This window comes from Stutzerimonas sp. KH-1, from assembly GCF_054483855.1.
This window is the reverse complement of the sequence record NZ_CM137011.1, coordinates 3,213,299-3,235,723: the sequence shown is the minus strand read 5'-3', so window position 1 is coordinate 3,235,723 and position 22,425 is coordinate 3,213,299. Positions and strand designations below refer to the sequence as shown.

Genomic DNA, 22,425 nt, shown 5'->3' with positions numbered 1-22,425 from the left:
CTCAAGCCCGCCGTGTGCGGGCTTTTTCATGCCCGGAGGGTCCATGCGAATTACTGAGCAGCAGCTGCTGCAGATTCTCCCGAACGCCCGCGCCAAAGCGGGCGTTTTTATTTCCGCCATCAACCAGGCCATGGCGGAGTTCCAGATCAACACGCCACGCCGCGTGGCTGCCTTCCTGGCGCAGGTCGGCCATGAGTCCGGGCACCTGCAGTACGTGCGCGAGCTGGGGGGCGGCGCCTACCTGGCGAAGTACGACACCGGCCCACTGGCAGAGCGCTTGGGCAATACGCCCGAGGCTGATGGTGACGGCCAGTTCTACCGTGGGCGGGGCCTCATCCAGATCACTGGCCGGCACAACTACCTGATGTGCAGCATCGGGCTGTTCGGTGATGACCGCCTGCTGCGGGAGCCCGAGCTGCTGGAGCAGCCGGAGTGGGCGGCGAAGTCGGCAGCCTGGTTCTGGTTCAGCAAGGGGCTCAATGTCCTTGCCGATGGCGATCGCTTCCTCGATATCACCAGGCGCATCAACGGTGGCACCAACGGCATCGCCGAGCGCCGCCAGTTGTGGGGCAAGGCGCGGGAGGTGCTGGGATGCAAATGAGCAGCCTGATACCGCCCCAGTTCCGCCTGCTCGCCGTTGGGCTGCTCGCGGCCGCCCTGTTCGGCGCTGGCTGGCTGGTCAATGGCTGGCGGCTTGGCGAGCAACTGGCAGAGCAGGGGCGGACGCTGGAAGGGCAGATCGCAGAGCGCGACCTGCTGCATGCCAACACTCTGGGCGAGATTGCCCGGGCCTCATCGGCCCAGCTGCGCAGCGAGCAGGACAAGCGCCTGCAGCTTGAGCAGCAGCTGCGCCAATCCTCAGCCACTCACCACAAGGAATCTGTCGATGCAAAGACCGCTGCTGATCGCCTGCGCGATCGTCTCGCTACTACTGAACTCCGGCTGTCAGTCCTCATCGACTCAGCAGCTGGAGCTGCACTCTGCGGAGTGCCAGCCGGTACCGGAGCCGGAGGCGTGGTTCATGGCGCCGCGCGAGCCGAACTTGACCCAGCGCATGCTCAACGAATTGTCGGCATCACCGACGACGGCGACCAAGGATTGATCGCCCTGAAAGCCTGTCAGGACTACGCGCGGAAAGTCTCCGCGCGCCATTGAAAGGAGCAGCCGGCCCGGTGCGCCAACACCAGGCCGGCTACCGAGCCCGCAGATCACGCCTGCAAGCCCAGCCACGGCTCCCGCCTCGTGCACGAAGCGGGCGAGAGCCTAGCACTGTTCATTCATACAGTAAAAGGTTTGCACATGACCCAACCCATCATCCCCTGGATGGGCGGCAAGCGCCGTCTGGCCGACCGTCTCATTCCCCTGTTCCCGCCTCATGAGTGCTACGTCGAGGTCTTCGCCGGCGGCGCCGCGCTCTTCTTCCTTCGCCCCCAGCCAGCGCCCGTCGAGGTGCTGAACGATATAAACGGCGACCTGGTGTCGCTCTATCGCGTGGTGCAGAACCACGTTGAGGAGTTCGTGCGCCAGTTCAAGTGGGCGCTTTCCAGCCGGCAGTTGTTCGAGTGGCAGAAGATCACTCGACCGGAGACCCTCACCGATATCCAGCGCGCTGCGCGCTTCTTCTACCTGCAGCACCATGCCTTCGGCGGCAAGGTGTCGGGGCAGAACTTCGGCACGGCCACCACCGGGCCGGCCCCCAACATCATGCGCATCGAGGAGAACCTTTCAGCGGCGTGGCAGCGGCTGGCTGGGGTGTATGTCGAGAATCTGCCCTGGCTGGAGTGCGCTGAGCGCTACGACCGGCCGCACACCTTCCTCTACATGGACCCGCCCTACTGGCAGACCGAGGGCTATGGCGTCGACTTCCCCTTTGAGCAGTACCTGGCGATGGCCGATTTCATGCGGCGCTGCAAGGGCAAGGTGATGGTCAGCATCAACGACCACCCCGATATCCGCGAGGCGTTTGCTGGCTTCCACATGGAGCGAATCGATATCCGCTACAGCGTGACCAACCAGCGGCAGGGCATGGCCGATGCAACGGGCGAGCTGGTGATCATGAACTGGACGCCTGCCGAGCTTGGGGGGCTGTTCGATGGACTCTGAGGCGCTTGCTATGTGTCGGCGCCAGAGCGTTACTGGCCCCAACAAAACCACGAAGGAACACCCGCATGAACCTGCTTGAGCACCTCCAGCCGCTGCCTACCGAACTACTGCTCGCCATGGCGAAGGGGGAGGTAGATGTGGAAGCGATCGCCGCGCGCCTGGTGGCAGATCGGGGGCTGGATAAGCGAGGGAAGTGGGTCGGCTTTGAGGCTGCTGCCAGGGAGTGGGGCGTAGACCGGTAGGGCCATGCCCTGCCGTTTTATTACGTCGAATATTACGCAAGCCACAAAAAACAAAGGCCTGCATCGCTGCAAGCCTTTGATTTATATGGTGCCGGCACCAGGAATCGAACCCGGGACCTACTGATTACAAGTCAGTTGCTCTACCAGCTGAGCTATACCGGCAAGTGAGGGTCGCCATTATATCCATTGCGGGCGGCGAGTAAACCGTTAGCTGACGGTCACTTGCGCCGGCTTATTCAGGCCGCTTCACATTTGCGCGTTATCGGTAGCGCTCGGCCAGCAGGAGGATGTTGCGCGGCGTCAGTTCGCTGGGGCAGAAGGTGCCGAGGCGCACGCGGTAGCCGTGCTCCGCCAGCAGCAGGGCGCGGTCGAGCAGTAGCCAGAGTTCCAGCGGGCGGCGGAACAGGCCGCGCACCAGTTCGAGGTTGCGCACTTCGGCGAGGCGTTGCCAGCCGGCCCGCTCCAGTGCGGCCCAGTCCTGCTCGCCCGGGGCGGGCAGTTGCTTGAGGGCGGCCAGGTCGCGGCAGTAGTCGGCGAAGTCCTTCTTCAGCCAGGCGCTGGGCAGCGAGGGCGTCGGCAGGTAGTCGTCCTGCTGGCGCAAGCGTCGCTGCAGCAGATCGAAACCCAGCCGCCAGGCCATCGAATGGTCACGGTTGCGCCGTTCTCGCGCGCCAGCGGTGACGGTTTCGCTCAGCGGCAGGCCGAGGTCGTCGCGGCTGAGTTGCAGCGCCGTGGCCCGGCCGGCTTCGGAGAGTGGCACGTAGATTTCGTCCCGGGTGCGGTTGTAGCAGCAGGGGGAGATGGCGAGCTGGCGACAGCCCTTGGCAATGCTCAGGCGCAGGAGGCGTACATGCAGATCACCGCAGGCGTGCAGTGCGACGGGGGTGTGCGTGGCCTGTAGCTGGTCGCCGGCATCGGCTGCGAGCACGTCCTGGCAGCGGTGTCGGGCCGGGATGCCGAGCCGCTCGCTCATATGCGCGCCTGTCCGTACCAGTGTTTCATCCCATTCCAGGCAGGTCAGTGCGGCGCCATCGCGGGCGAGATAGCGCCCGAGATGGCCCTTGCCGGCACACCAGTCCAGCCAGTGCGTCGGCGCCTCGGCGAACCGTAGGCGGGCGCCGAAGGCCTGAATCTGCAGCGCCTTGCGGCCTGGCACGTCCACCGCGTAGCGATGGTCCATGGCTGGCGATTCGCCGGCGGGCAACGCGTCGAGATGGCTCAGTCGGTCGGCGAGGTGAGCCAGCTCAGGAAAAGGTGCGGGTGCGCCGAGCGTCGTCGGCTGGTTGTGCGCGGCCTCGGCATCGGCCAGCGAGCGGCTTCGCAGCCAGGCGGCCAGTTCGGGGTGCTCGGCTTCCCATGGCAGCGTTTGGCAGACGAACGGCCGCGGCCGCCAGAGCGACTGGTGCGCAGTGAGGAAGCGGTCCAGTGCCTGGAAGCGCTCGAGCAGGTTGGGGGCGGCGGACATCGGCGGCGGGTATATGAACAGGCGCCGATTGTAGCGGGAGCGCCTGCCATAAAGCACAACGCCCGTCGAGGACGGGCGTTGTGTCGGGCTACTTGCCGTAGACCTGTTCCGGCAGCCAGGTCACCAGGCCCGGCCACATGTACGCCACCACCAGCATGCCGATCTGGATCATGATGAAAGGCAGCACACCCTTGTACATCACGCTGGTGGGCACGCTGCGTGGCGTGACGCCGCGCAGGTAGAACAGCGAGAAGCCGAAGGGTGGGGTGAGGAACGAGGTCTGCAGATTGATGGCGAACATCACACCGAGCCAGACCGGGTCCAAGCCCATGGCGAGCAGGATCGGGCCGACGATGGGCACCACCACGAAGATGATCTCGATGAAGTCGAGGATGAAGCCCAGCAGGAAGATGACCAGCATCACCACCAGGAAGGCGCCGAGCACGCCGCCGGGCAGCGAGTGCAGGGCATCCTCGATCAGCGCTTCACCGCCGAAGCCACGGAAGACCAGGGAGAACAGCGAGGCGCCGATGAGGATGAGGAACACCATCGAGGTGATCTCGGTGGTGCCGAAGGCGACCTGCTTGAGCTGGGCGAAATTCAGCTGGCCCTTGGCGATCGACAGCAGCGTCGCGCCCAGCGCGCCGATGGCGGCGGCCTCGGTCGGCGTGGCGTAGCCGGCGAGAATCGAGCCGAGCACTGCGGTGATCAGCGCCAGCGGTGGCAGCAACGCACCGATCAGCTTGCCCCACTCGATCGGCCCCAGCTCTTCCTGCGGCAGCGCTGGCAGCTTCTTCGGCTGGAAGATCGCCACCGCGACGAGGTAGAGGATGTACAGGCCCACCAGCACCAGGCCAGGGATCAGCGCACCAACGAACAGGTCGCCGACCGAGACGGTCTTCGGCGAGAAGATGCCCATCTTCAGCTGCGCCTGCTGGAAGGCGCTGGACATCACGTCACCCAGCAGAACCAGGATGATCGATGGTGGGATGATCTGGCCGAGGGTGCCGGTGGCGGCCAGGGTGCCGGTGGCGATGGCCGGGTCATAGCCGCGACGCAGCATGGTCGGCAGCGCCAGCAGGCCCATGGTGACCACGGTGGCACCGACGATGCCGGTGCTGGCCGCGAGCAGCGCGCCCACCACGCAGACCGAAATCGCCAGGCCGCCACGCAGGGTGCCGAACAGTCGCGACATCGATTCCAGCAGGTCTTCGGCAACGCGCGATTTCTCCAGCATCACGCCCATAAAGACGAACAGCGGCACGGCCAGCATCGTCTGGTTGTTCATGATGCCGAAGATGCGGTTCGGTAACGCGTGCAGGTAACCCACGTCGAACGAGCCGGTGACCACGCCGATGCCGGCGAACAGCAGTGCCATGCCACCAAGGGTGAAGGCGACCGGGTAGCCCGACATCAGGGCGAAGCAGATGCTGATGAACAGCAGGATGGCCATGATCTCACCCATGCTTCACCTCCTGCTCTGCTTCAGGCAGGCGACCGGCCAGGCGGTAGCCTGCCTTGATCAGATCGGAGATGCCCTGCAGGGCGAGGCTGGCGACCAGAAGCAGAATGATGCTCTTCTGCAGGTAGACGAACTTGAGCCCGCCGGACTCGTTGGAGCCCTCGTACGTCGCCCAGGAACTGCTGACGTAATCCCAGCTGTTCCAGCCGAGAAACAGGCACACCGGCAGCAGGAACAGCAGATGGCCGAGGCCATCGACGGCGGTCTGCCGGCGGCTGCTGAACTTCTGATAGAAGATGTCGACGCGGACGTGGCCGTTGCGTTGCAGGGTCCAGGCGGCGGCGCCCATGAAAACGAGCGCATGGCCGTACATCACCGCTTCCTGCAGGGCGATTGCGCCGATGCCGAAGCCATAGCGCAGTACCACCACGATGGCGGTGCCAATGACGAGAAACAGGGTGATCCAGGCACATAGCTGGCCGAGGCGCATGTTGAGCGCATCGATGAGGCCAGCCACGCGCAGCAGGGGCGGGGGGCTCTGGGACATTGGTAGTCCTTCTTAGTAGACGCAAGGTTGGCGGGAGGGGTCGATTCTTGCAGCACTGGCGCGTTGCAGCAATCGGCCTACGACTTTTAGCTTATGCGCTAGGCTTGAGGCGCCGGAGGCTCTAATGTTAGTCGAGCCCGAAGTGGCGTATGCATTTCCGGCGCAGGTTTCGCCGTGCGAGCCAGCGCTCAGCCTGACTCAGGCGCTCGAAACGGAACGAAAGGCGCAAGGCGATCCGGCAAAAAAGCGTAGCCTTGCCGTTGCGCAATAAGAACAAATAACAAGGAGTAACCTCATGAAACGTCGTGACATTCTCACCGCCGCTGGCGTAGGCCTGGCGGCCACCGCACTGGCCGGCTGCAACGACAAGAGTGAAAAGCCGGCCGCAGGCGAAAGCACGCAGGCCAGCGAGCAGCAGACATTCAACTGGAAGATGGTCACCTCCTGGCCGAAGAACTTCCCGGGCGTAGGCGTCGGGGCGGAGAACTTTGCCAAGCTGGTCAACGAGATGAGCAACGGCCGGTTGACCGTCAAAGTGTATGCCGCGGGCGAGCTGGTTCCGGCTCTGGAAGTCTTCGACGCGGTGTCGCGCGGCACGGCCGAGATGGGTCATGGCGCTCCCTATTACTGGAAAGGCAAGGTGCCGGCGGCGCAGTTCTTCTGTGCGCTGCCGTTTGGCCCGAACGCGCAGGAAATGAACGCCTGGCTGCATCGCGGCGGCGGCATGGAGCTGTGGGAGGAGGTCTACAAGCCGTTCGGCGTGCTGCCGATGGCTTGCGGCGCCACCGGCGTACAGACTGCCGGCTGGTTCAACAAGGAAATCAACTCGGTCGACGACTTCAAGGGTCTGAAGATGCGTACCCCGGGCCTGGGCGGCGAAGTGCTGACCAAGATGGGCGGTACGGTGGTCAACATGCCAGCCGGCGAGATCTTCACCGCACTGCAGACCGGTGCCATCGACGCCACCGAGTGGATCGGCCCGTACAACGACCTGGCGCTGGGCCTGCACAAGGCATCCAAGTACTACTACACCCCGGGTTGGCAGGAGCCGAACGTCACCTTCGAGCTGGACGTCAACCTGAAGGCCTGGGAAACCCTGCCGGATGACCTCAAGGCCATCGTCCGGGCCGCTGCCCGTGCGGTTAACGGCGACATGCTCGACGACTACAACGCCAAGAACATGGAAGCCATGGAGCAGCTGCGCGAGCAGGGCGTGGAAGTCCGCCGCCTGCCGGACGATGTGCTGGCCCGCCTGAAGGAAGTCGCCGCCGAGGTGGTCGATGCGTCCGCCAACGCCGACCCGGTGGCCGCCAAGGTGTGGGAACAGCAGAGTGCCTATCTCAAGCGGTTGTACGAGTACGCCGAGCTGAACGAGAAGGACATCTACAACATCCGCGGCTGATAGATACCCCGGATGCGAAAACGCCACACCGGCAACGGTGTGGCGTTTTTTTTCGCCCGAGCTCCGCGCGTTGGAAGAGCGATCAGCCTTCCAGCGTCGCGTTCAGGCTGATGCGTGCGTTGAGCACCTTGGACACCGGGCAACCTTCCTTGGCCTGGTTGGCGATCTGCTGGAACTGAGCGTCGTTCGCACCCGGAATGCGTGCCCTGAGGGTCAGGTCGATCGCCGTGATGCTGAAGCCTTCACCATCCTTGTCCAGCGTCACCTCGGCGTGGGTCTCGATGCGTTCGGCGGTGAGGCCGGCCTGGCCGAGCATCATCGACAAGGCCATTGAGAAGCAGCCGGCGTGGGCCGCGCCGATCAGCTCCTCCGGATTGGTCCCGGGCGTGTCCTCGAAGCGGGTATTGAAGCCGTAGGGGTTGTCCTTCAGCGCGCCACTCTGGGTGCTGATGGTGCCCTTGCCGTCTTTCAGGCCGCCTTGCCAGACGGCCGAAGCGCTCTTCTTCATGAACTGTCCTCCGGATATGGGTTGCGGGTTTGGCACGCCGCTCAGCGCGGCTGTTCGGCCGCCAGGATGGCAGTTGCCAGCTCCATGTCGCTGGCTTGCAGGTCGGGCTGCTCGCGACGCATCTGCTGCAGTGCGGCCTCCAGGTACGGGCCGCGGATCTCGCCATTGCTGGCGACGAAGGTGCCGGCATCCTCGCGCGCCGGAACGACGAGCTTGTTGTCCTTGAAGGTCAGGTAGGTGGATGCGGTGGTCGCGCCGGAGGAAAGGATGTCGCGCACCAGGCCATCGGCCATGGCCGTGCCCAGGGGTGCCAGGGCGAGGGTAAGCGCCGCGAGTCGTATCTTGCGCATGAGCGGAAACCTCTGTGCTGTCGTCCTTCCTGAGAGTGCGCGACGCCGATCGGAGTTCCGGTTGCGCTCAGTCGCGACCGTCGATCAGGCGCCGGATGCGCGCGGCGAGGATGTCGATGCTGAACGGCTTGGTGAGGATGTCCATGCCGGGCCCAAGGAAGTCGTTGCGCATTTCATCGTCCGGCACGTAGCCGGTGATGAACAGGACCTTCAGATCGGGGCGGCCCTGGCGCGCGCGTTCCACCAGTTGTCGACCGTTGAGGCCTGGCAGGCCGAAGTCGCTGACCAGCAGGTCGAGACGCTGGTCGCCGTCCAGGTAAGGCAGTGCACTGGCCGAGTCGAACGCCTCCAGCACCTGATAGCCCAGCTCCTGCAGCACTTCGACCACCAGCATGCGCACCGCGGCCTCGTCCTCGACGACCAGTACCGTTTCGCCGTGCTGCGCACTGGGCGTCTCGGCAGGCTGTTCCGGCTGGTGCTGGGGGTTCCGTGCGGCCTGATTGCGCGGCAGGTAAAGCGTGACCCGGGTGCCCTTGCCCAGCGTACTGTCGATGCTGACATGGCCTCCGGTCTGCTTGGCGAAGCCGTAGACCATCGACAGCCCCAGCCCCGTTCCCTGGCCGATCGGCTTGGTGGTGAAGAACGGGTCGAACGCCTTGGCGATGGTCTTGGCAGACATGCCGGCGCCATTGTCGGTGACGCTCAGCACGACATAGTCGCCCGGTTCGGGGGCATCTGGCTGGCGTTGTTGGATATGCAGGTTCTGCGTGTGCACGCCGAGCCTACCGCCGTTGGGCATGGCGTCGCGTGCATTGATCACCAGGTTGAGCAGGGCGTTTTCCAGCTGATGGCCGTCGGTGTAGGCCTGCCAGGCATCGGCCTGCAGCTCGACCTCCAGCTGGATGTGCTCGCCCATCGTACGGCGCAGCATATCCTCCATCGACACCACCAGCAGGTTCACGTCGACGGGCTTGGGATCCAGCGACTGGCGTCTGGCGAAGGCGAGCAGGCGATGGGTGAGCGCCGCGGCACGGTTGGCGGAGGTGGTGGCGGCATCGATATAGCGGTCCAGATCGCTGGTGCTGCCGTTGGCGACGCGGCGCTGAATCAGGTCCAGGGCGCCAAGCACGCCGGTGAGCATGTTGTTGAAGTCGTGCGCCAGGCCACCGGTGAGCTGGCCGATGGCTTCCATTTTCTGTGCATGTCGCAGTGCTTCCTCGGCGCGTTCGCGCTCGGCCATCTCGATATGCAGCCGGCTGTTGATCGCCGCCAGTTCACGAGTGCGCTCGGCCACGCGTCGTTCCAGGCTGTCGTTGAGCTCGCGTAGCGCCTCCTCGGCGGCGACCTGAGCGGTAACGTCGGTATTGGTGCCGAACCAGTGGGTAACCTGGCCGAAGTCGTCGCGAATAGGCAGGGCGCGCGAGAGAAACCAGCGATACTTGCCATCCTTGCCGCGCAGCGGAAAGGTTTCCTCCCAGATCGAGCCGATGGCGAAGGCACGCTTCATCGAGGCGCTGACCCGCTCGTGATGGTCCGGGTGATTCACCGCACGCCAGCCCAGGGCGCGCATGGCTTCCTGGGTGGTGCCCGTATAGTCGTACCAGCGCTTGTTGTACCAGTAGATGCGGCCGTTCGGGTCGGCCATCCAGGCGAACTGGCTCATGTTGTCAGCCAGGGTGCGGAACTGCTCCTCGCTCTCGCGCAGGGCACGCTCGGCGCGCATGCGTTCGTCGGCGGACCAGGCGCGGTCGGCGACCTCGCGAATGAACGAGATGTCGTCGTCCAGCCAGGCCCGCGGTTGGTCTTCGAGCAGCATCATCACAGCAGCCAGACGGCCCTGCTCGAACAGTGGCACGCAGACGATGCTGCGGATCAGGCTTTCGGCGAAATTCTCCGCGTGACTGGCGGTGCGGGCGTCGTGCAGCACATCCTCGATCACCACCAGCTCGTTTTCCTGCAGATCGTAGAAGAAGTCGCCGTAATCGGCGAAATAGACCGTCTCGCTGCTGCTGTCGGAGCTGCCATCGCTCCAGTAGCGCTCAATGGTGGCGCTCTGGCTGGAGAGATCGACGCTGGCGAACAGGACGCGGGATATGCCGATGGTCCTGCCGATCACGCTGACCGCCGCATGCGCGATGGTCTGGCTGTCGTGCTGTTCGCGCAGGAGGTCGCCCAGTTCGATCAGCGCCGTCTGCCGCTGTTCGGCCTGCTGGCGGTCGCGGATCTGCTGCTCGAGCATCTCGTTCATGCGCTGCATGCGCTCGGCGGCGCTGCGCTCGGCGGTGATGTTGCGAGCCGTGCCGAGAATGCGCACTTCGCCGTTGCCATCGACCAGCCGGCGTCCGCGGTTGGCCAGCCAGATGAAGCTGTTGATACGGGTGTCGAACATCCGGTAGTCGAGCTGGAACTCGCCGTCGCCCTCACCCTTCAGCGTATCGCTCAGTGCCTTGAACAGCTTGCCCCGATCATCCGGATGGACGCGGGCGAGGATCTCCTGCACGTCCAGTCCCGGCTCATCGGGTGACAGTCCGGCCATGGCCTTGAGCTGCGCATCCCAGTGCAGCGAGTGCTGGCTGTCGCGGTATTCCCAGACGCCGGTCGAAGCGATCTCGTTGGCCAGGCTGATGCGCTGTTCGGCTTCGCGCAGCGCCTTGTTCGCACAGGCGCGCTCGGCGGCGCGACGAATGCGCTCGAGCACCTCACGAGTGAGCGCGATATCGTCTGCGCTCCAGCGGTTCGGCTGGCTGCGAATGAACAGCAGTACTGCCTGCTGGTTACCGGGCTCGGCTCCTGGCAATTCGGTCAGCAGCAAGGCGTCGGCGGCCAGGCTGCGGCGCAAGGGCTCGCTCGGCGCGTGGTCCGGGTCGAACACAACGATGCTGTCTCGAGCCAGCCGCTCGCTCAGGTCGGTGGCAACGGCAGCCAGGTCATGCTGGCTGATGCGGCTCGTTGCGCCTGGGGCCGGCCATTGCGCCTGCACCGAGAGCCGTGCGTTTTCCAGCCAGCCCCAGGCGATGCAGTCGCAACGCATGAGTTTCGCCAGGCGTTCGTCGAGCACGCAGCAGACGTCGACACGCTCGCTGCTGGCCTGCAGGCAGTCGCTCAGCTCCAGCAGGAACGCTTGCAAGGCCTGATGCTGGGTGCGTTCGCTGATGTCGCTGAAGGTGCAGATGGCCCCCTGCAGCTCGCCGTCGCGATAGATCGGTGCGACGCGGTATTCCACCGGCAGGCTGCTGCCATCGACACGGAAGAACAGCTCGTGTTCGACATGCCGCGGCTCGCCGGTCGTGGCGGTGTGCTGGATGGGGCAGTCCTGCACCGGGTAGGGGGTACCGTCCGGGTGGCTGTGATGAATCAGCTGGTGCAGCTGCCTGCCGAGCACTTCTTCGCGGCTGGTGAAGCCGAGCATGTTGAGGAAGGCATCATTGCACAGTGTGACCGCGCCGCTGCGATCAATGGAATAGAAGCCTTCGTTGGCCGAGTCCAGCAGCAGCCGGGTGAAGGCTTCGCTTTCCAGGCGCTGCATCTCCAGCCGCCGCCGGGCATCGACATCCTGGGCGACGCAAACCCAGTGCAGCAGTTTGCCGCCGGCGTCGTAGACCGGCGCTGCGCTCGCCTGGAACCAGCGCTGACTGCCGTCGCCATCGCGCAGCGGCAGCTCAAGCTTGAACGGCAGCTCCCGACGCAGCGCGGCCCGCCATTGCTCGGCGACACGCTGGCGATCGGGTTCGGTGACCGCCTGCAGCCAGCCGTCACCGTGCGATTGCTCGGTTGCGAGGCCGGTAAAGTCGGTCCAGTAGCTGTTGCAGAAACTCAGGCTGCCATCTGCATCGCACTGCCAGATCACCTGCGGGCTGAGGTCGACGAGGGTGCGATAGCGTTCTTCGGTTTCGCGGGCCGCAGCCTGTCGCATCCGCGACTCGGTCAGGTCGCGCAGGATCTTGACGAAACCCAGCGGCTGTCCATCCTCCAGCAACGGCGTGAGGATGCCGCTGGCCCAGAACTGTTCGCCATCCTTGCGCTGGTGCCAGCGCTCGTCGAGCGCACGGCCCTGCTCCAGAGCGGTGCGCATTTCCTGCTCGGGGACATCGGCGGCGCGATCCTGCTCGGTAAACATGAGTTCGACATGACGGCCGCAAACCTCGTCCTCCGACCAGCCGAGCAGCTGTTGCGCGCCGCTGTTCCAGCTGGTGACGAGGCCGCGCAGATCGGTGGCGATGATGGCGTAATTCTGCGCGCTGTCGATGATCTGCCGGCTACGCGCCTGTTCGTTGCATATGCGCCGCAGTTCCAGCAACGCCATGGCCTGGCGTGCCAATGCCTCTAGCTGGGCCCGCTGGCGTGCGCTGAGCTCGCGTGGTTGGCGGTCATAGATAGACAGCGTGCCCAGCGGTAGTCCGTCCGCGTCACGCAGTACGGCGGCGGCACAGAAGTCGGCGTGCTGGCCGTCGACGAGGCGGGGCATTCGGACAGGGGCGCGGAGCTCGTCCGCCCGTCGAACGAATAGCGGATCTGCCTGCTCGATAGCCTGCGCCGGCACCGAACAAGCGCGCTCCTGCGGCTGTTGTTCGATGGAGAACGCGGCTATGCAATGCTGCTGGTGCTGATCGATCAGGTGGATCGCTGCCGCCGGGCAGGCGAACAGCTCTGCGGCCAGCGCTGCCAGCTCATCAAGTTCCGTGTTGGGCGTGCCGTCGAACACGCGATAGCGGGCCAAGGCGGTCAACCGCTCGGCTTCATTCCAGGTCGCGGCGGGGGCACTGTGGTCGGCGTTCAAAATGTCCTGCTCGGCTATCCATTGCACTGAGTAATTCAGGCGAATCCCATGGCGAAACACTCGGCATCGATTCGGTTGCCGAGCGGTCAGCAAAAGACTACGCCGAGCCTGCTTGGTTCAGGCTGCAACGGACAAAATCCCCGACGAATGGAGTGCATTTCCCGACGTGATCGGGCTGCGGCCGATCAACGGTTGCTGGCGGCGTTCAGCGCGGCGTTCAGCGCGGCGTCGCGGTGATAGATATCCGGTCGATAGCGGGGGTGACCGTCGGCATCGGTGTCGGCCGTCCAATAGGCCATCAGGATCGGCGTCGGGCGGGCCAGGCGGTATTCGTGAGTCTTGCCCGATTGCAGCAGAGTGGCGACTTCGGGGCGCTCGTGGTCTTCCAGCAACAGATCGACCAGTTGCAAAGCCGACTCGACGCGCACGCAGCCGGAGCTGAAGGCGCGAGCGGCGCGGTCGAACAATGGCTGGCTTGGCGTGTCGTGCAAGTAGACCGAGTAGGGATTGTCGAAACGGATTGCCACCTGCCCGAGCGGGTTGGCCGGCCCGGCATCCTGGCGCAGCAGAATGCCGCGCGGGTTGTTCCAGTCGACGTGCTGCGGGTCCAGGCTGTTGCCCTTGGCGTCGAGCACACGCATCTGGTTGCGTGCCAGGTACCCCGGGTCCTGGCGGATCAGGGGCAATTTGTCCTGCTTGAGGATGGTCGGCGGAACCGTCCAGGTGGGGTTGAGCGTCAGGCGCGTGATCTGCGATTTCAGCGGCGGCGTCTGCCGCGCCTGCCGGCCGACCTGGGTACGCGTCTGCCAGAACGGGCAACTGTCGCGAAAGTAGATCAGCCGGGCTCCGGCGATATCCACCAGCAGCGACTGAGCTTCCAGATCGCGGCTGACCCAGCGCAGGCGCTCCAGGTTGATGCGCAGCTGATCCAGGCGGCTGGCCGGACTGACGTTCAGTTCGGTCAGGGTCGCGGAACCGACCACGCCGTCGTCTTCCAGGCCGTGCTGGGTCTGGAACCGCTTGACCGCCTGCACCAGCTCGCCGTCGTAGTGCTGGTTCAGGGCCACCGCCGTACCTGAGCCGGCCAGCAGCAGCTCGCGCAGCAGGGGTACCCGCGGGTCGGTCATTCCCGGGCGCAGGGTCGGTCCTGTCGGCACGGCTCGCCATGCCGGCAGTGGGCGCTGGCGTAGATCGGCATAGGCCGCTCGCAGGTCGCGATAGAGCGCCAGCTCAGGGCGGGCACGATCGAACGCCTCGGGCAGATCGGCCAGGCCCTGCACAGCGATCTGCAGCAACCGTTCGCCATCGTCGCGCTCGGGCAGCTGCGGGTTGCGCCAGAGGGGTTCGACCTCGGCCTGAAGCAGGCGACCATGCGATAGATGCTGCAGCGCTTCGAGGTAGGCATGGCTGGCCAGGATGTCGGCGCATTCGCGAGCCCATGGATCGGTGCTGCTGCGCTGCAGTTCATGGCGGACCCGCTCGGGTTGGTACTGCGCCGGATCGAGGCCGTCATCGGCCAGCATCGCAAGCTGGCGCAGCAGTTCGTCGAGCATGGGGTAGGACGTCCAGACCGGGCGCTCGCCGGTTGCCTGGTAGAACTGCCGGAGGCGTTGCAGGGCGCCGTCAGGCAGCTCCGCCGGCAGCGTCGGGCAGCCGTGCGGCAGCCCTTGCAAGGCGGCGGACACGGGTGTCTGCGCGGCAGCGGACGGAGCGGCAACGGCCAGCCAGGGGGCCAGGCATAGCCACAGGGTCAGACGGGATGCACATTTTTTAACCAAGGTCTCGCTCCAAGCCGTTGCGGTGGCTGCTAGACTGCGCCCCGTGGGGCCACGGCGCCGGCTTCGCTGTTCAGCCGTCCGGTCCATAAGAACATATCGTGCCGGGAAGTTGGGGCTCGTTCGTCCCGCCCGGCTTAATTGCTCCGCTGCTGCAATGTGCCGCGGGCATGAGGCACCGGCCAGACAGGAAGTCGTCAGGCCGTGGCCGATGAGGTTTGTCGTTCATGATGTCCATTCTTCGACGTGCCTGCCTGGCGGCGGGTCTTTTCGTTTTCGCTGTGCCTGTCTGGGCGGCCACCGCCACCTATCAGCCGATGGTCGACAGCCTGGCCCGGCTGGCCCCCAAGCTGGACCGGCAGGTCCTGACTCATGCGGTCGCGGCCATGCAGTGCGCCGTGAACAATGGTGCCGCTGCGGCCCAGCGCCTGGCGGTGATCGACTTCTCGCGACCGTCGAGCGAAAAGCGGCTGTGGATCTTCGACCTGGAGCAGGAGCGGTTGCTGCTCGAGGATCTGGTCGCGCATGGGCAGAAATCTGGCGACAACCATGCCACCCGCTTCTCCAACAAGGTCGGCAGCCACCAGTCCAGCATCGGCCTGTTCCGCACTGCCGAGAGCTACAGTGGCAAGCACGGCTACTCGCTGCGCATGGACGGCCTGGAACCAGGTATCAATGATCGCGCCCGTGAACGCGCTATCGTCATTCACCCGGCCGCCTACGTGAATCCGTCCTGGATCGCCACCCAGGGTCGCATCGGCCGCAGCCAGGGCTGCCCGGCGGTTCGGCCGGAGGTGGCACGGATGGTGGTCGATAGTCTCAAGGGCGGCCAGTTCATGTTTTCCTGGTACCCGGACCAGCAGTGGTTGCAGTCCTCGGCCTACCTCAACTGCAAGCCCAATCAGGTGGCGAGCATTCTCGCTGCAAGGGCGGATGGCTGAATCGTCGTTCAGCCTCAGGTGTAAGGCAGGCCCATCGGTGGTTTCGGCCGCTGATGCTGATTGGGCGCGAGCTATTCGCGGCCAGGCCGCTGCCCCAGCTGGTGCCGGGTGGACCACGCTTCACCGATCCACTGGCCGGAGTCGCGATGGATGTAAAAAGCGACATCCACCCTACGAACGCCTTGAGCCGCCGGCTATTTCTGCTCGCTCTGCGGCGTTACCCGCAGCACTTCTTCCATGGTCGTCAGCCCGGCGGCGATCTTCTGCGCGCCAGACAGACGCAGGCTGCGCATGCCGTCCTTGAAGGCCTGGCGGCGCAGGGCGACGATATCGGTGTCGGCGGTGATCAGCGGTTTGATCGCATCGTTCAGCAGCATGATCTCGTAAACCCCAGCCCGGCCGCGGAAGCCTGTATCGCGACATTCCAGGCAACCGACCGCCCGTTGCGCGGTGGTCGGTAAAGGGGCATTCCAGGGCCGGGTCAGCGCGCTCCAGTCATCGGCATCCAGCTGCACCGGCGCCTTGCAATGCGGGCACAGCGTGCGCACCAGACGCTGGGCCATGACCCCGAGCAGCGTGGCCTTGAGCAGGTAGTGCGGCACGCCCAGTTCGAGCAGGCGGGTGATCGCGCTGGGGGCATCGTTGGTGTGCAGGGTGGAGAGCACCAGGTGGCCGGTCAACGCGGCCTGGATGGCCATCTCCGCGGTTTCCAGATCACGGATCTCGCCGACCATGATGATGTCCGGGTCCTGGCGCATCAGCGCGCGCACGCCGCTGGCGAAGGTCAGGTCGATGTTGTGCTGCACCTGCATCTGGTTGAAGGCGCCCTCGATCATCTCGATCGGGTCTTCGATGGTGCAGACGTTCACTTCCGGCGTCGCCAGCTGCTTGAGCGTGGTGTAGAGCGTGGTGGTCTTGCCCGAACCGGTCGGCCCGGTGACCAGGATGATGCCGTTGGGCTGGCCCGTCATGCTCTGCCAGCGGCGCAGGTCGTCGGCGGAAAAACCCAATTGGTCGAAGCCCTTGAGCAGCACTTCGGGGTCGAAGATGCGCATCACCATCTTCTCGCCGAAGGCGGTCGGCAGGGTCGACAGGCGCAGCTCCACTTCGCCGCCGTCCGGGGTCTTGGTCTTGACCCGCCCGTCCTGCGGTTTGCGCTTTTCCGCGACGTTCATCCGCCCCAGCGTCTTGAGCCGGCTGACCACCGCCATCGCCACCTGCGGCGGGAACTGATAGACGTTGTGCAGCACACCGTCGATTCGGAAACGCACCGTGCCCTGCTCGCGGCGCGGCTCGATGTGGATGTCGCTGGCGCGCTGCTGGAAGGCGTACTGGAACAGCCAGTCGACGATGTTGACGATGTGCGAGTCGTTGGCGTCCGGTTCCTGGTCGCTGGCACCGAGGTTGAGCAGCTGCTCGAAGTTGCCGACGCCGCTGATCTTCTGCTCGCTGCCACTGGCGCCGCTGACCGACTTGGCCAGGCGGTAGAACTCCACGGTGAAGCGCTGGATGTCCGCCGGGTTGGCCACCACGCGCTTGATCGGGCGCTTGAGCACGTGGGTCAGGTTGGCTTCCCAGCCGTGTACGAACGGCTGGCTGCTGGCGATGGTCACGGCGCTGGCGTCCACCGCTACGGCAAGAATGCTGTGGCGCTGGGCGAAGGCGTATGACATCAGCGGGGTGATGGCGGCGACGTCGATCTTCAGTGGGTCGATGCGCAGGTACGGCTGGCCGGCGTGCTCGGCGAGCCAGACGGTCAGCGTCTCCAGGTCAAGCTTCTTGCCCGGCCGGCGCAGATCGTCGAGCTGCTGCGCGGCGAGAAATTCCAACGGATGCTGCTGGTTGGCCACCGCGCTGCGGCGCACCGTCAGGCATTGCTCGGCGCTGTCCTGGGCGACTCGGCCCTGGGTGACCAGCTCGCGCAACAGGTCGGCTAGATCGAGAGGGCGGTCCTGAGTGGGCGAGTTCAGCACGGACATGGAGTTCCTTCGACGTGGCGGCGCAAAAAACCAAGCTTGCCGTTAAACCCCCGACGCTGTCTGCTGCCGGGGTTCAACTTTGCGCAGCGTTGATGCCGTTATTTTTCCAGCAGCTTCCAGGCCTTGAGCGTCCAGACCCGATGGGCCTGCTCGACGCGTTGCTCGCGCGCTGCTTCGTCCAGCGGCTGACGGGCCATTTCGTGGAGCTTGGCCAGTTCGCCGTAGAGACGGTCGGTTTCCGGCAGCTCCAGCACGCCGCGCGCCAGGTGCAGCCAGACCAGCATGCGTTCCATGCGCGGGCTCTGCTCGGCCAGGTCTTCGGGTTGCTGCTGGTAGCGTGGCAATTGCAGAGCTTTGGCTTCTTCGGCCAGCAGGTGCGGCAGCCATTTGCCCAGCTCGGCCGCGCCCTGGCGATCGCCGCGGGCGTTGCGGCCTTCGGTCCAGCGGCGTTGCAGCAGCCACAGCGAGGCTTTCAGCGACAGCAGGCCCCAGCGGGTCTGACTCAGCTCGCCGGTGAACTGCGCCGGCGCGGCCTTGCGCACGCTTTCATCGTCCTGACCGGCTTCGACCCGTGGGCGCCAGTCCTGGATCAGCATATCGAGCAGTTCGCGCAGTTCTCGGCTGCTGGCACGCGGGGCGGCCTGGCCGAGGCTGCCGAGCAGGGCACGCAGTTCGATGAGCTGCTGTAGCCACTCGCCCAGTAGCTTCCAGCGGCCATTGAAGCGGTACTGCTCGGCCAGGCGCTGGCTGTTGCCGAGCAACTGCCAGCCGAGGGCGACGATGGCATCGTCCAGCGCCATGCCGGGCGTCAGCTCCGGGGCTGGCAGCTGCAGGCTGTAGCCATCGGCGTCGTACAGGCGGTAGCCGCGCTCGGCCTTGCTGATGTCGCAGGGCATCAGCGGCAGATCGGCGGCCAGTTCGGCGGCCAGTTCCAGCAGCGCTTCGGGTTCGCCCTGGCGCAGTTCCAGTTCCAGCTCGCAGATCTCCTCGGACTGCTTGCCGGCCTTGACCTGTCCCAGATCCAACGCGGCCTCGATGACGACCCTGGTCTTGCCACGGCCCCAGGCGATCTCGGCTTTCTCGCGAACGAAGTCTGTGGTGAAGATCGGCTTGAGGGTCTTCTTGTCGAGTTCGGCGAGGCTGGCCGGCCAGCAGTCGTCGCCGAGCTTCTTCACGTCGAGCTTGGCCTTGTCCAGGTACCAGTCCCACTCGTTGCGTTCGGACAGACCGGCGACGCTCTGGCCGCGGCTTTTCAGGGTCTGGATGAATTGCTCGCCGTCGCGGCGCAGGCGCAACGCGACCCGGGCCTGAGCGAGTGCGCGGTCCGGGGTGTCGTAATACTGGTTGAACAATTCATGGCGCGACCAGCCACTCTTGTTGCGCTTTTTCAGCAGCGGATGTTCGCGCAGGGCGAGCAGGGTTTCGCGGCTGGCGCGTAGCTTGATTTCGGTTTCTTTCTGCATGGTGCCGACTGGGTGCCTATGATGTGTTGATGTTGCAGTCTGATGACGCACGGTAGCAGGCGTGATGGCCTGTCCGTATACTTGCCGCCTCTTTCAAGCCGGGGCCATACCCTATGCCAGTCAATCCTTTCGTCAGCTTGTTCGGACGTTCGCCAATCGGCCCGATGCAGCAGCATATGGCCAAGTCGCATGAATGTGCAGCGAACCTGGTGCCGCTGTTCCAGGCGGTGATGGCCGAAGACTGGGAAAAGGTCGAGCAGATCCAGCAGCAGATGGCGCAGCTGGAGAACGAAGCCGACAAACTGAAGAAGAGCGTACGCCAGCACCTGCCCAAGAGCCTGTTCCTGCCGGTGCCGCGCTCCGACCTGCTGGACCTGCTGAGTGTACAGGACAAGATCGCCAACCGCGCCAAGGACATCGCCGGTCTGATGCTGGGCCGCTGCATGACCATCCCGCAGGCGCTGCAGCCGCAGATGCTGGCCTACGTGCAGCGCAGCGTCGACGCCAGCGCCCAGGCGCTGAAGGCGCTGAAGGAACTGGATTCGCTGCTGGAGACCGGCTTCAGCGGCCGTGAAGCCACACTCGTCGAAAAGATGGTCGAGGAGCTCGAGGAGATCGAGCGCGAAACCGACCGCATGCAGATCACGGTACGCCGTGCACTGTTTCATCTGGAAAAGGACCTGCCAGCAGTCGACGTGATCTTCCTCTACAAGATCATCGAATGGATCGGTGATGTAGCCGACCGCGCCGAGCGCGTCGGCAACCGTCTGGAACAATTGCTGGCGCGCTGAGGCGCCAGCGTCCTTTCTGGGTTCAACAGGTAGTTTTCCTTATGTCTCTTATTGCGGATTACGGCTTCGTACTCCTGATTCTCGCCTGCGCATTCGGTTTCTTCATGGCCTGGGGCGTCGGCGCCAACGATGTCGCCAACGCCATGGGCACTTCGGTCGGTTCCCGTGCGCTGACCATCAAGCAGGCGATCATCGTGGCGATGATCTTCGAGTTCTGCGGGGCCTACCTGGCCGGTGGCGAGGTTACCGAGACGATCAAGAACGGCATCGTCGATGCCGAGGTCATCCCGCCCGATCTGATGGTGCTGGGCATGATGTCGGCGCTGCTGGCGGCCGGTACCTGGCTGCTGATCGCGACGATGAAGGGCTGGCCGGTTTCCACCACGCATTCGATCATCGGCGCGGTCATCGGCTTCGCGGCCGTCGGCGTATCCACCGATGCGGTGCACTGGGAGGCCATCGGGCCGATCGTCGCCAGCTGGGTGGTCACGCCAATGCTTTCAGGGATCGTGGCCTTCGGTCTGTTCATGAGCGTGCAGAAACTGATCATCAACACCGATCATCCCTTCGAGAACGCCAAACGCTTCGTCCCGCTGTACATGTTCCTGACCGGCTTCATGGTCGCCTTGATGACGGTGACCAAAGGCCTCAAGCATGTTGGCTTGCACCTGAGCAGCCAGCAGGGCGTGGTCATCGCCTTCGGCATTGGTCTCTTGGTGGCGCTGCTCGGCGTGGCGCTGCTCAGCCGCATCAAGCTGGACGTGGAGGCGGACAAGACCTTCCACTTCGCCAGCGTGGAGAAGGTTTTTGCCGTACTGATGATCTTTACCGCCTGTTCGATGGCCTTCGCCCACGGCGCCAACGACGTGGCCAACGCCGTCGGTCCGCTGGCTGCCATCGTCGGTGTGATCGAGTCCGGTGGTGCGGCCGACATCGCTGCCAAGTCCGCGGTGCCGGGCTGGGTGTTGCTGCTGGGCGCGCTCGGTATCGTCATCGGTCTGGCCACCTACGGCTACAAGGTGATCGCCACCATTGGCAAGGAAATCACCGAGCTGACCCCGAGCCGCGGCTTCGCCGCCGAACTGGCCACCGCGACCACCGTGGTCGGCGCCTCGGCCATCGGCCTGCCGGTTTCCACCACCCATACGCTGGTGGGTGCCGTGCTTGGCATCGGTATCGCCCGTGGTATCGGTGCGCTGAACCTGGGCGTGGTCGGTTCGATCTTCATGTCCTGGCTGATCACCCTGCCGGCCGGTGCCTTCCTCGCGATCGTCTTTTTCACCGTGCTCAAGTTCATCTTTACCTGAGTCGAGCCGACGCGATCGACGCCCCGCCTCGGCGGGGCGTTTTCGTCTGCGGGTCCCGCCGTCGCGCGTTTCGTGCTTCACTGCACCTTCGTTCCGATCGCATCACGGGAGGTCACCGGTGCCCATTCCTTCGCTCAAGGAGCAGTTCGCCGCGCTCATTGCCGCCCCCTCCGTCAGTTGCACGCAGCCTGGCTGGGATCAGAGCAACCGTCCGGTGATCGAGCTGCTGGCCGCCTGGCTCGGCGAGCTGGGCTTCGCCTGCGAGACGCCGGAGGTCGCGCCCGGCAAGTTCAATCTGCTGGCCAGCTACGGCAGCGGTCCCGGTGGCCTGGTGCTGGCCGGACACAGCGACACCGTGCCGTTCGATGGTGAACTGTGGGCGGCCGATCCGCTGCGCCTTCGCGAGGCCGATGACCGCTGGTACGGGCTCGGCAGTTGCGACATGAAGGGCTTCTTTGCGCTGATCATCGAGGCGGTGCGGCCTTTGCTGGAGCAGCCGTTCCGTCGTCCGCTGCTGATCCTCGCCACCTGCGACGAAGAAAGCTCGATGTCCGGTGCCCGCGCCCTGGCCGCAGCCGGCCGGCCGCTCGGCCGCGCGGCGTTGATCGGCGAGCCCACGGGGCTGCGGCCGGTGCGTCTGCACAAGGGCATCATGATGGAGCGCATAGACATCCTCGGGCAGAGCGGACATTCTTCCAACCCCGCCTACGGCCACAGCGCGCTGGAAGCCATGCACGGCGTGATCGGCGAGATGATGACGCTGCGTCGGCAGTGGCAGGCCGAGTACGACAATCCGCTGTTCGACGTGCCCAAGCCGACCCTCAACTTCGGCTGTATCCACGGTGGCGACAACCCCAACCGCATCTGCGGGCAATGCGCGCTGGAGTTCGACCTGCGCCCGCTGCCGGGCATGGACCCGCAGCAGCTGCGCGGGATCATTCGCCAGCGCCTGCAGCCGCTGGCCGAGCAGCACCAGGTGAAGATCGACCTGGCCCCGCTGTTTCCGGCGGTGCCGCCCTTCGAACAGCCGGCCGAAAGCGAGCTGGTGCGTCTTGCCGAGCGCCTCACCGGGCACCGTGCCGAGGCGGTGGCGTTTGCCACCGAAGCGCCTTATCTTCAGCAGCTCGGCTGCGAGACCCTGGTGCTCGGCCCCGGCGACATCGCCTGCGCGCACCAGCCCGACGAGTACCTGCAGCTCGAGCGCATCGAACCGACCGTGCAGCTGCTGCGTCGGATGATTGAGCACTACTGCCTGCAACCCCAGGCCTGACCGGCCGCCCACCCGACGAACAAGACCTGCCACAAAGGCTTTT

Annotated in this window: 18 protein-coding genes and 1 tRNA gene; 9 read left to right on the top strand and 10 right to left on the bottom strand. The window is 65.1% G+C overall.

Features of this window, described 5'->3' with window-relative positions; all coding sequences use genetic code 11:
* Positions 1–43: 43 nt before the first annotated feature.
* The 4 genes from ACX1DW_RS15585 to ACX1DW_RS15570 all read left to right on the top strand — a co-directional run bounded on the left by ACX1DW_RS15585 (position 44) and on the right by ACX1DW_RS15570 (position 2,345).
* Entirely contained in the window at positions 44–601 is a 558-nt protein-coding gene (locus ACX1DW_RS15585) for a glycoside hydrolase family 19 protein (protein ID WP_458991822.1), read from the top strand.
* Positions 592–1,155 (top strand): lysis system i-spanin subunit Rz, encoded by a 564-nt coding sequence (locus ACX1DW_RS15580; RefSeq protein ID WP_458991821.1) that lies wholly within the window; start codon positions 592–594, stop codon positions 1,153–1,155. The genes ACX1DW_RS15585 and ACX1DW_RS15580 overlap by 10 nt, the downstream gene beginning before the upstream one ends.
* Positions 1,156–1,299: 144 nt before the next feature.
* Positions 1,300–2,103, top strand: a complete 804-nt coding sequence (locus ACX1DW_RS15575; protein ID WP_458991820.1) for a DNA adenine methylase — start codon at positions 1,300–1,302, stop codon at positions 2,101–2,103.
* Positions 2,104–2,168: 65 nt separating this feature from the next.
* Positions 2,169–2,345 (top strand): hypothetical protein, encoded by a 177-nt coding sequence (locus ACX1DW_RS15570; RefSeq protein ID WP_458991819.1) that lies wholly within the window; start codon positions 2,169–2,171, stop codon positions 2,343–2,345.
* A gap of 86 nt (positions 2,346–2,431) precedes the next feature.
* Here the strand turns inward: ACX1DW_RS15570 and ACX1DW_RS15565 are convergent.
* The 4 genes from ACX1DW_RS15565 to ACX1DW_RS15550 form a co-directional block, all read right to left on the bottom strand.
* Positions 2,432–2,507, bottom strand: a tRNA-Thr gene (locus ACX1DW_RS15565).
* 97 nt (positions 2,508–2,604) lie between these two features.
* On the bottom strand, positions 2,605–3,810 hold the full coding sequence (locus ACX1DW_RS15560; RefSeq protein ID WP_458991818.1) for a methyltransferase: 1,206 nt from the start codon (positions 3,808–3,810) through the stop codon (positions 2,605–2,607).
* 88 nt (positions 3,811–3,898) lie between these two features.
* Positions 3,899–5,275 carry a TRAP transporter large permease gene (locus ACX1DW_RS15555; protein ID WP_458991817.1) on the bottom strand — a complete coding sequence of 459 codons (1,377 nt, stop codon included), beginning with the start codon at positions 5,273–5,275 and terminating at the stop codon, positions 3,899–3,901.
* On the bottom strand, positions 5,268–5,819 hold the full coding sequence (locus tag ACX1DW_RS15550) for a TRAP transporter small permease subunit (protein WP_011911501.1): 552 nt from the start codon (positions 5,817–5,819) through the stop codon (positions 5,268–5,270). Before ACX1DW_RS15550 ends, ACX1DW_RS15555 begins: the two co-directional genes overlap by 8 nt.
* Positions 5,820–6,114: 295 nt before the next feature.
* On the opposite strand from ACX1DW_RS15550, the gene ACX1DW_RS15545 reads away from it, so the two are divergent.
* Positions 6,115–7,221, top strand: a complete 1,107-nt coding sequence (locus ACX1DW_RS15545) for a TRAP transporter substrate-binding protein (RefSeq protein WP_102839393.1) — start codon at positions 6,115–6,117, stop codon at positions 7,219–7,221.
* A gap of 82 nt (positions 7,222–7,303) precedes the next feature.
* Here ACX1DW_RS15545 and ACX1DW_RS15540 read toward each other — a convergent pair whose 3' ends face one another.
* The 4 genes from ACX1DW_RS15540 to ACX1DW_RS15525 all read right to left on the bottom strand — a co-directional run bounded on the left by ACX1DW_RS15540 (position 7,304) and on the right by ACX1DW_RS15525 (position 14,634).
* The gene (locus ACX1DW_RS15540; RefSeq protein ID WP_458991816.1) at positions 7,304–7,729 is read right to left on the bottom strand and encodes an OsmC family protein; all 426 of its coding nucleotides are present in this window, start codon (positions 7,727–7,729) and stop codon (positions 7,304–7,306) included.
* Positions 7,730–7,770: 41 nt separating this feature from the next.
* Entirely contained in the window at positions 7,771–8,079 is a 309-nt protein-coding gene (locus ACX1DW_RS15535) for a DUF2388 domain-containing protein (protein ID WP_458991815.1), read from the bottom strand.
* A gap of 67 nt (positions 8,080–8,146) precedes the next feature.
* Complete coding sequence (locus ACX1DW_RS15530) at positions 8,147–12,856, bottom strand: PAS domain S-box protein (protein WP_458991814.1); 4,710 nt, start codon at positions 12,854–12,856, stop codon at positions 8,147–8,149.
* 185 nt (positions 12,857–13,041) lie between these two features.
* On the bottom strand, positions 13,042–14,634 hold the full coding sequence (locus ACX1DW_RS15525) for a L,D-transpeptidase family protein (protein ID WP_458991813.1): 1,593 nt from the start codon (positions 14,632–14,634) through the stop codon (positions 13,042–13,044).
* Positions 14,635–14,858: 224 nt separating this feature from the next.
* On the opposite strand from ACX1DW_RS15525, the gene ACX1DW_RS15520 reads away from it, so the two are divergent.
* Positions 14,859–15,572 carry a murein L,D-transpeptidase catalytic domain family protein gene (locus ACX1DW_RS15520; RefSeq protein ID WP_063541542.1) on the top strand — a complete coding sequence of 238 codons (714 nt, stop codon included), beginning with the start codon at positions 14,859–14,861 and terminating at the stop codon, positions 15,570–15,572.
* Positions 15,573–15,766: 194 nt separating this feature from the next.
* Here ACX1DW_RS15520 and ACX1DW_RS15515 read toward each other — a convergent pair whose 3' ends face one another.
* Both ACX1DW_RS15515 and ACX1DW_RS15510 read right to left on the bottom strand, forming a co-directional pair.
* Positions 15,767–17,551, bottom strand: coding sequence for a GspE/PulE family protein (locus tag ACX1DW_RS15515; RefSeq protein ID WP_458991812.1), 1,785 nt, complete (start codon positions 17,549–17,551; stop codon positions 15,767–15,769).
* A 98-nt stretch (positions 17,552–17,649) separates the two neighbouring features.
* Entirely contained in the window at positions 17,650–19,014 is a 1,365-nt protein-coding gene (locus ACX1DW_RS15510; RefSeq protein ID WP_458991811.1) for a CYTH domain-containing protein, read from the bottom strand.
* 113 nt (positions 19,015–19,127) lie between these two features.
* Here ACX1DW_RS15510 and ACX1DW_RS15505 point away from each other — a divergent pair, with 113 nt between their 5' ends.
* The 3 genes from ACX1DW_RS15505 (at position 19,128) to argE (ending at position 22,382) form a co-directional block, all read left to right on the top strand.
* Positions 19,128–19,805 (top strand): TIGR00153 family protein, encoded by a 678-nt coding sequence (locus ACX1DW_RS15505; protein ID WP_102839398.1) that lies wholly within the window; start codon positions 19,128–19,130, stop codon positions 19,803–19,805.
* A 41-nt stretch (positions 19,806–19,846) separates the two neighbouring features.
* Entirely contained in the window at positions 19,847–21,112 is a 1,266-nt protein-coding gene (locus ACX1DW_RS15500) for an inorganic phosphate transporter (RefSeq protein WP_152480686.1), read from the top strand.
* A gap of 118 nt (positions 21,113–21,230) precedes the next feature.
* On the top strand, positions 21,231–22,382 hold the full coding sequence (argE, locus tag ACX1DW_RS15495) for an acetylornithine deacetylase (protein ID WP_049341209.1): 1,152 nt from the start codon (positions 21,231–21,233) through the stop codon (positions 22,380–22,382).
* Positions 22,383–22,425: the final 43 nt, after the last annotated feature.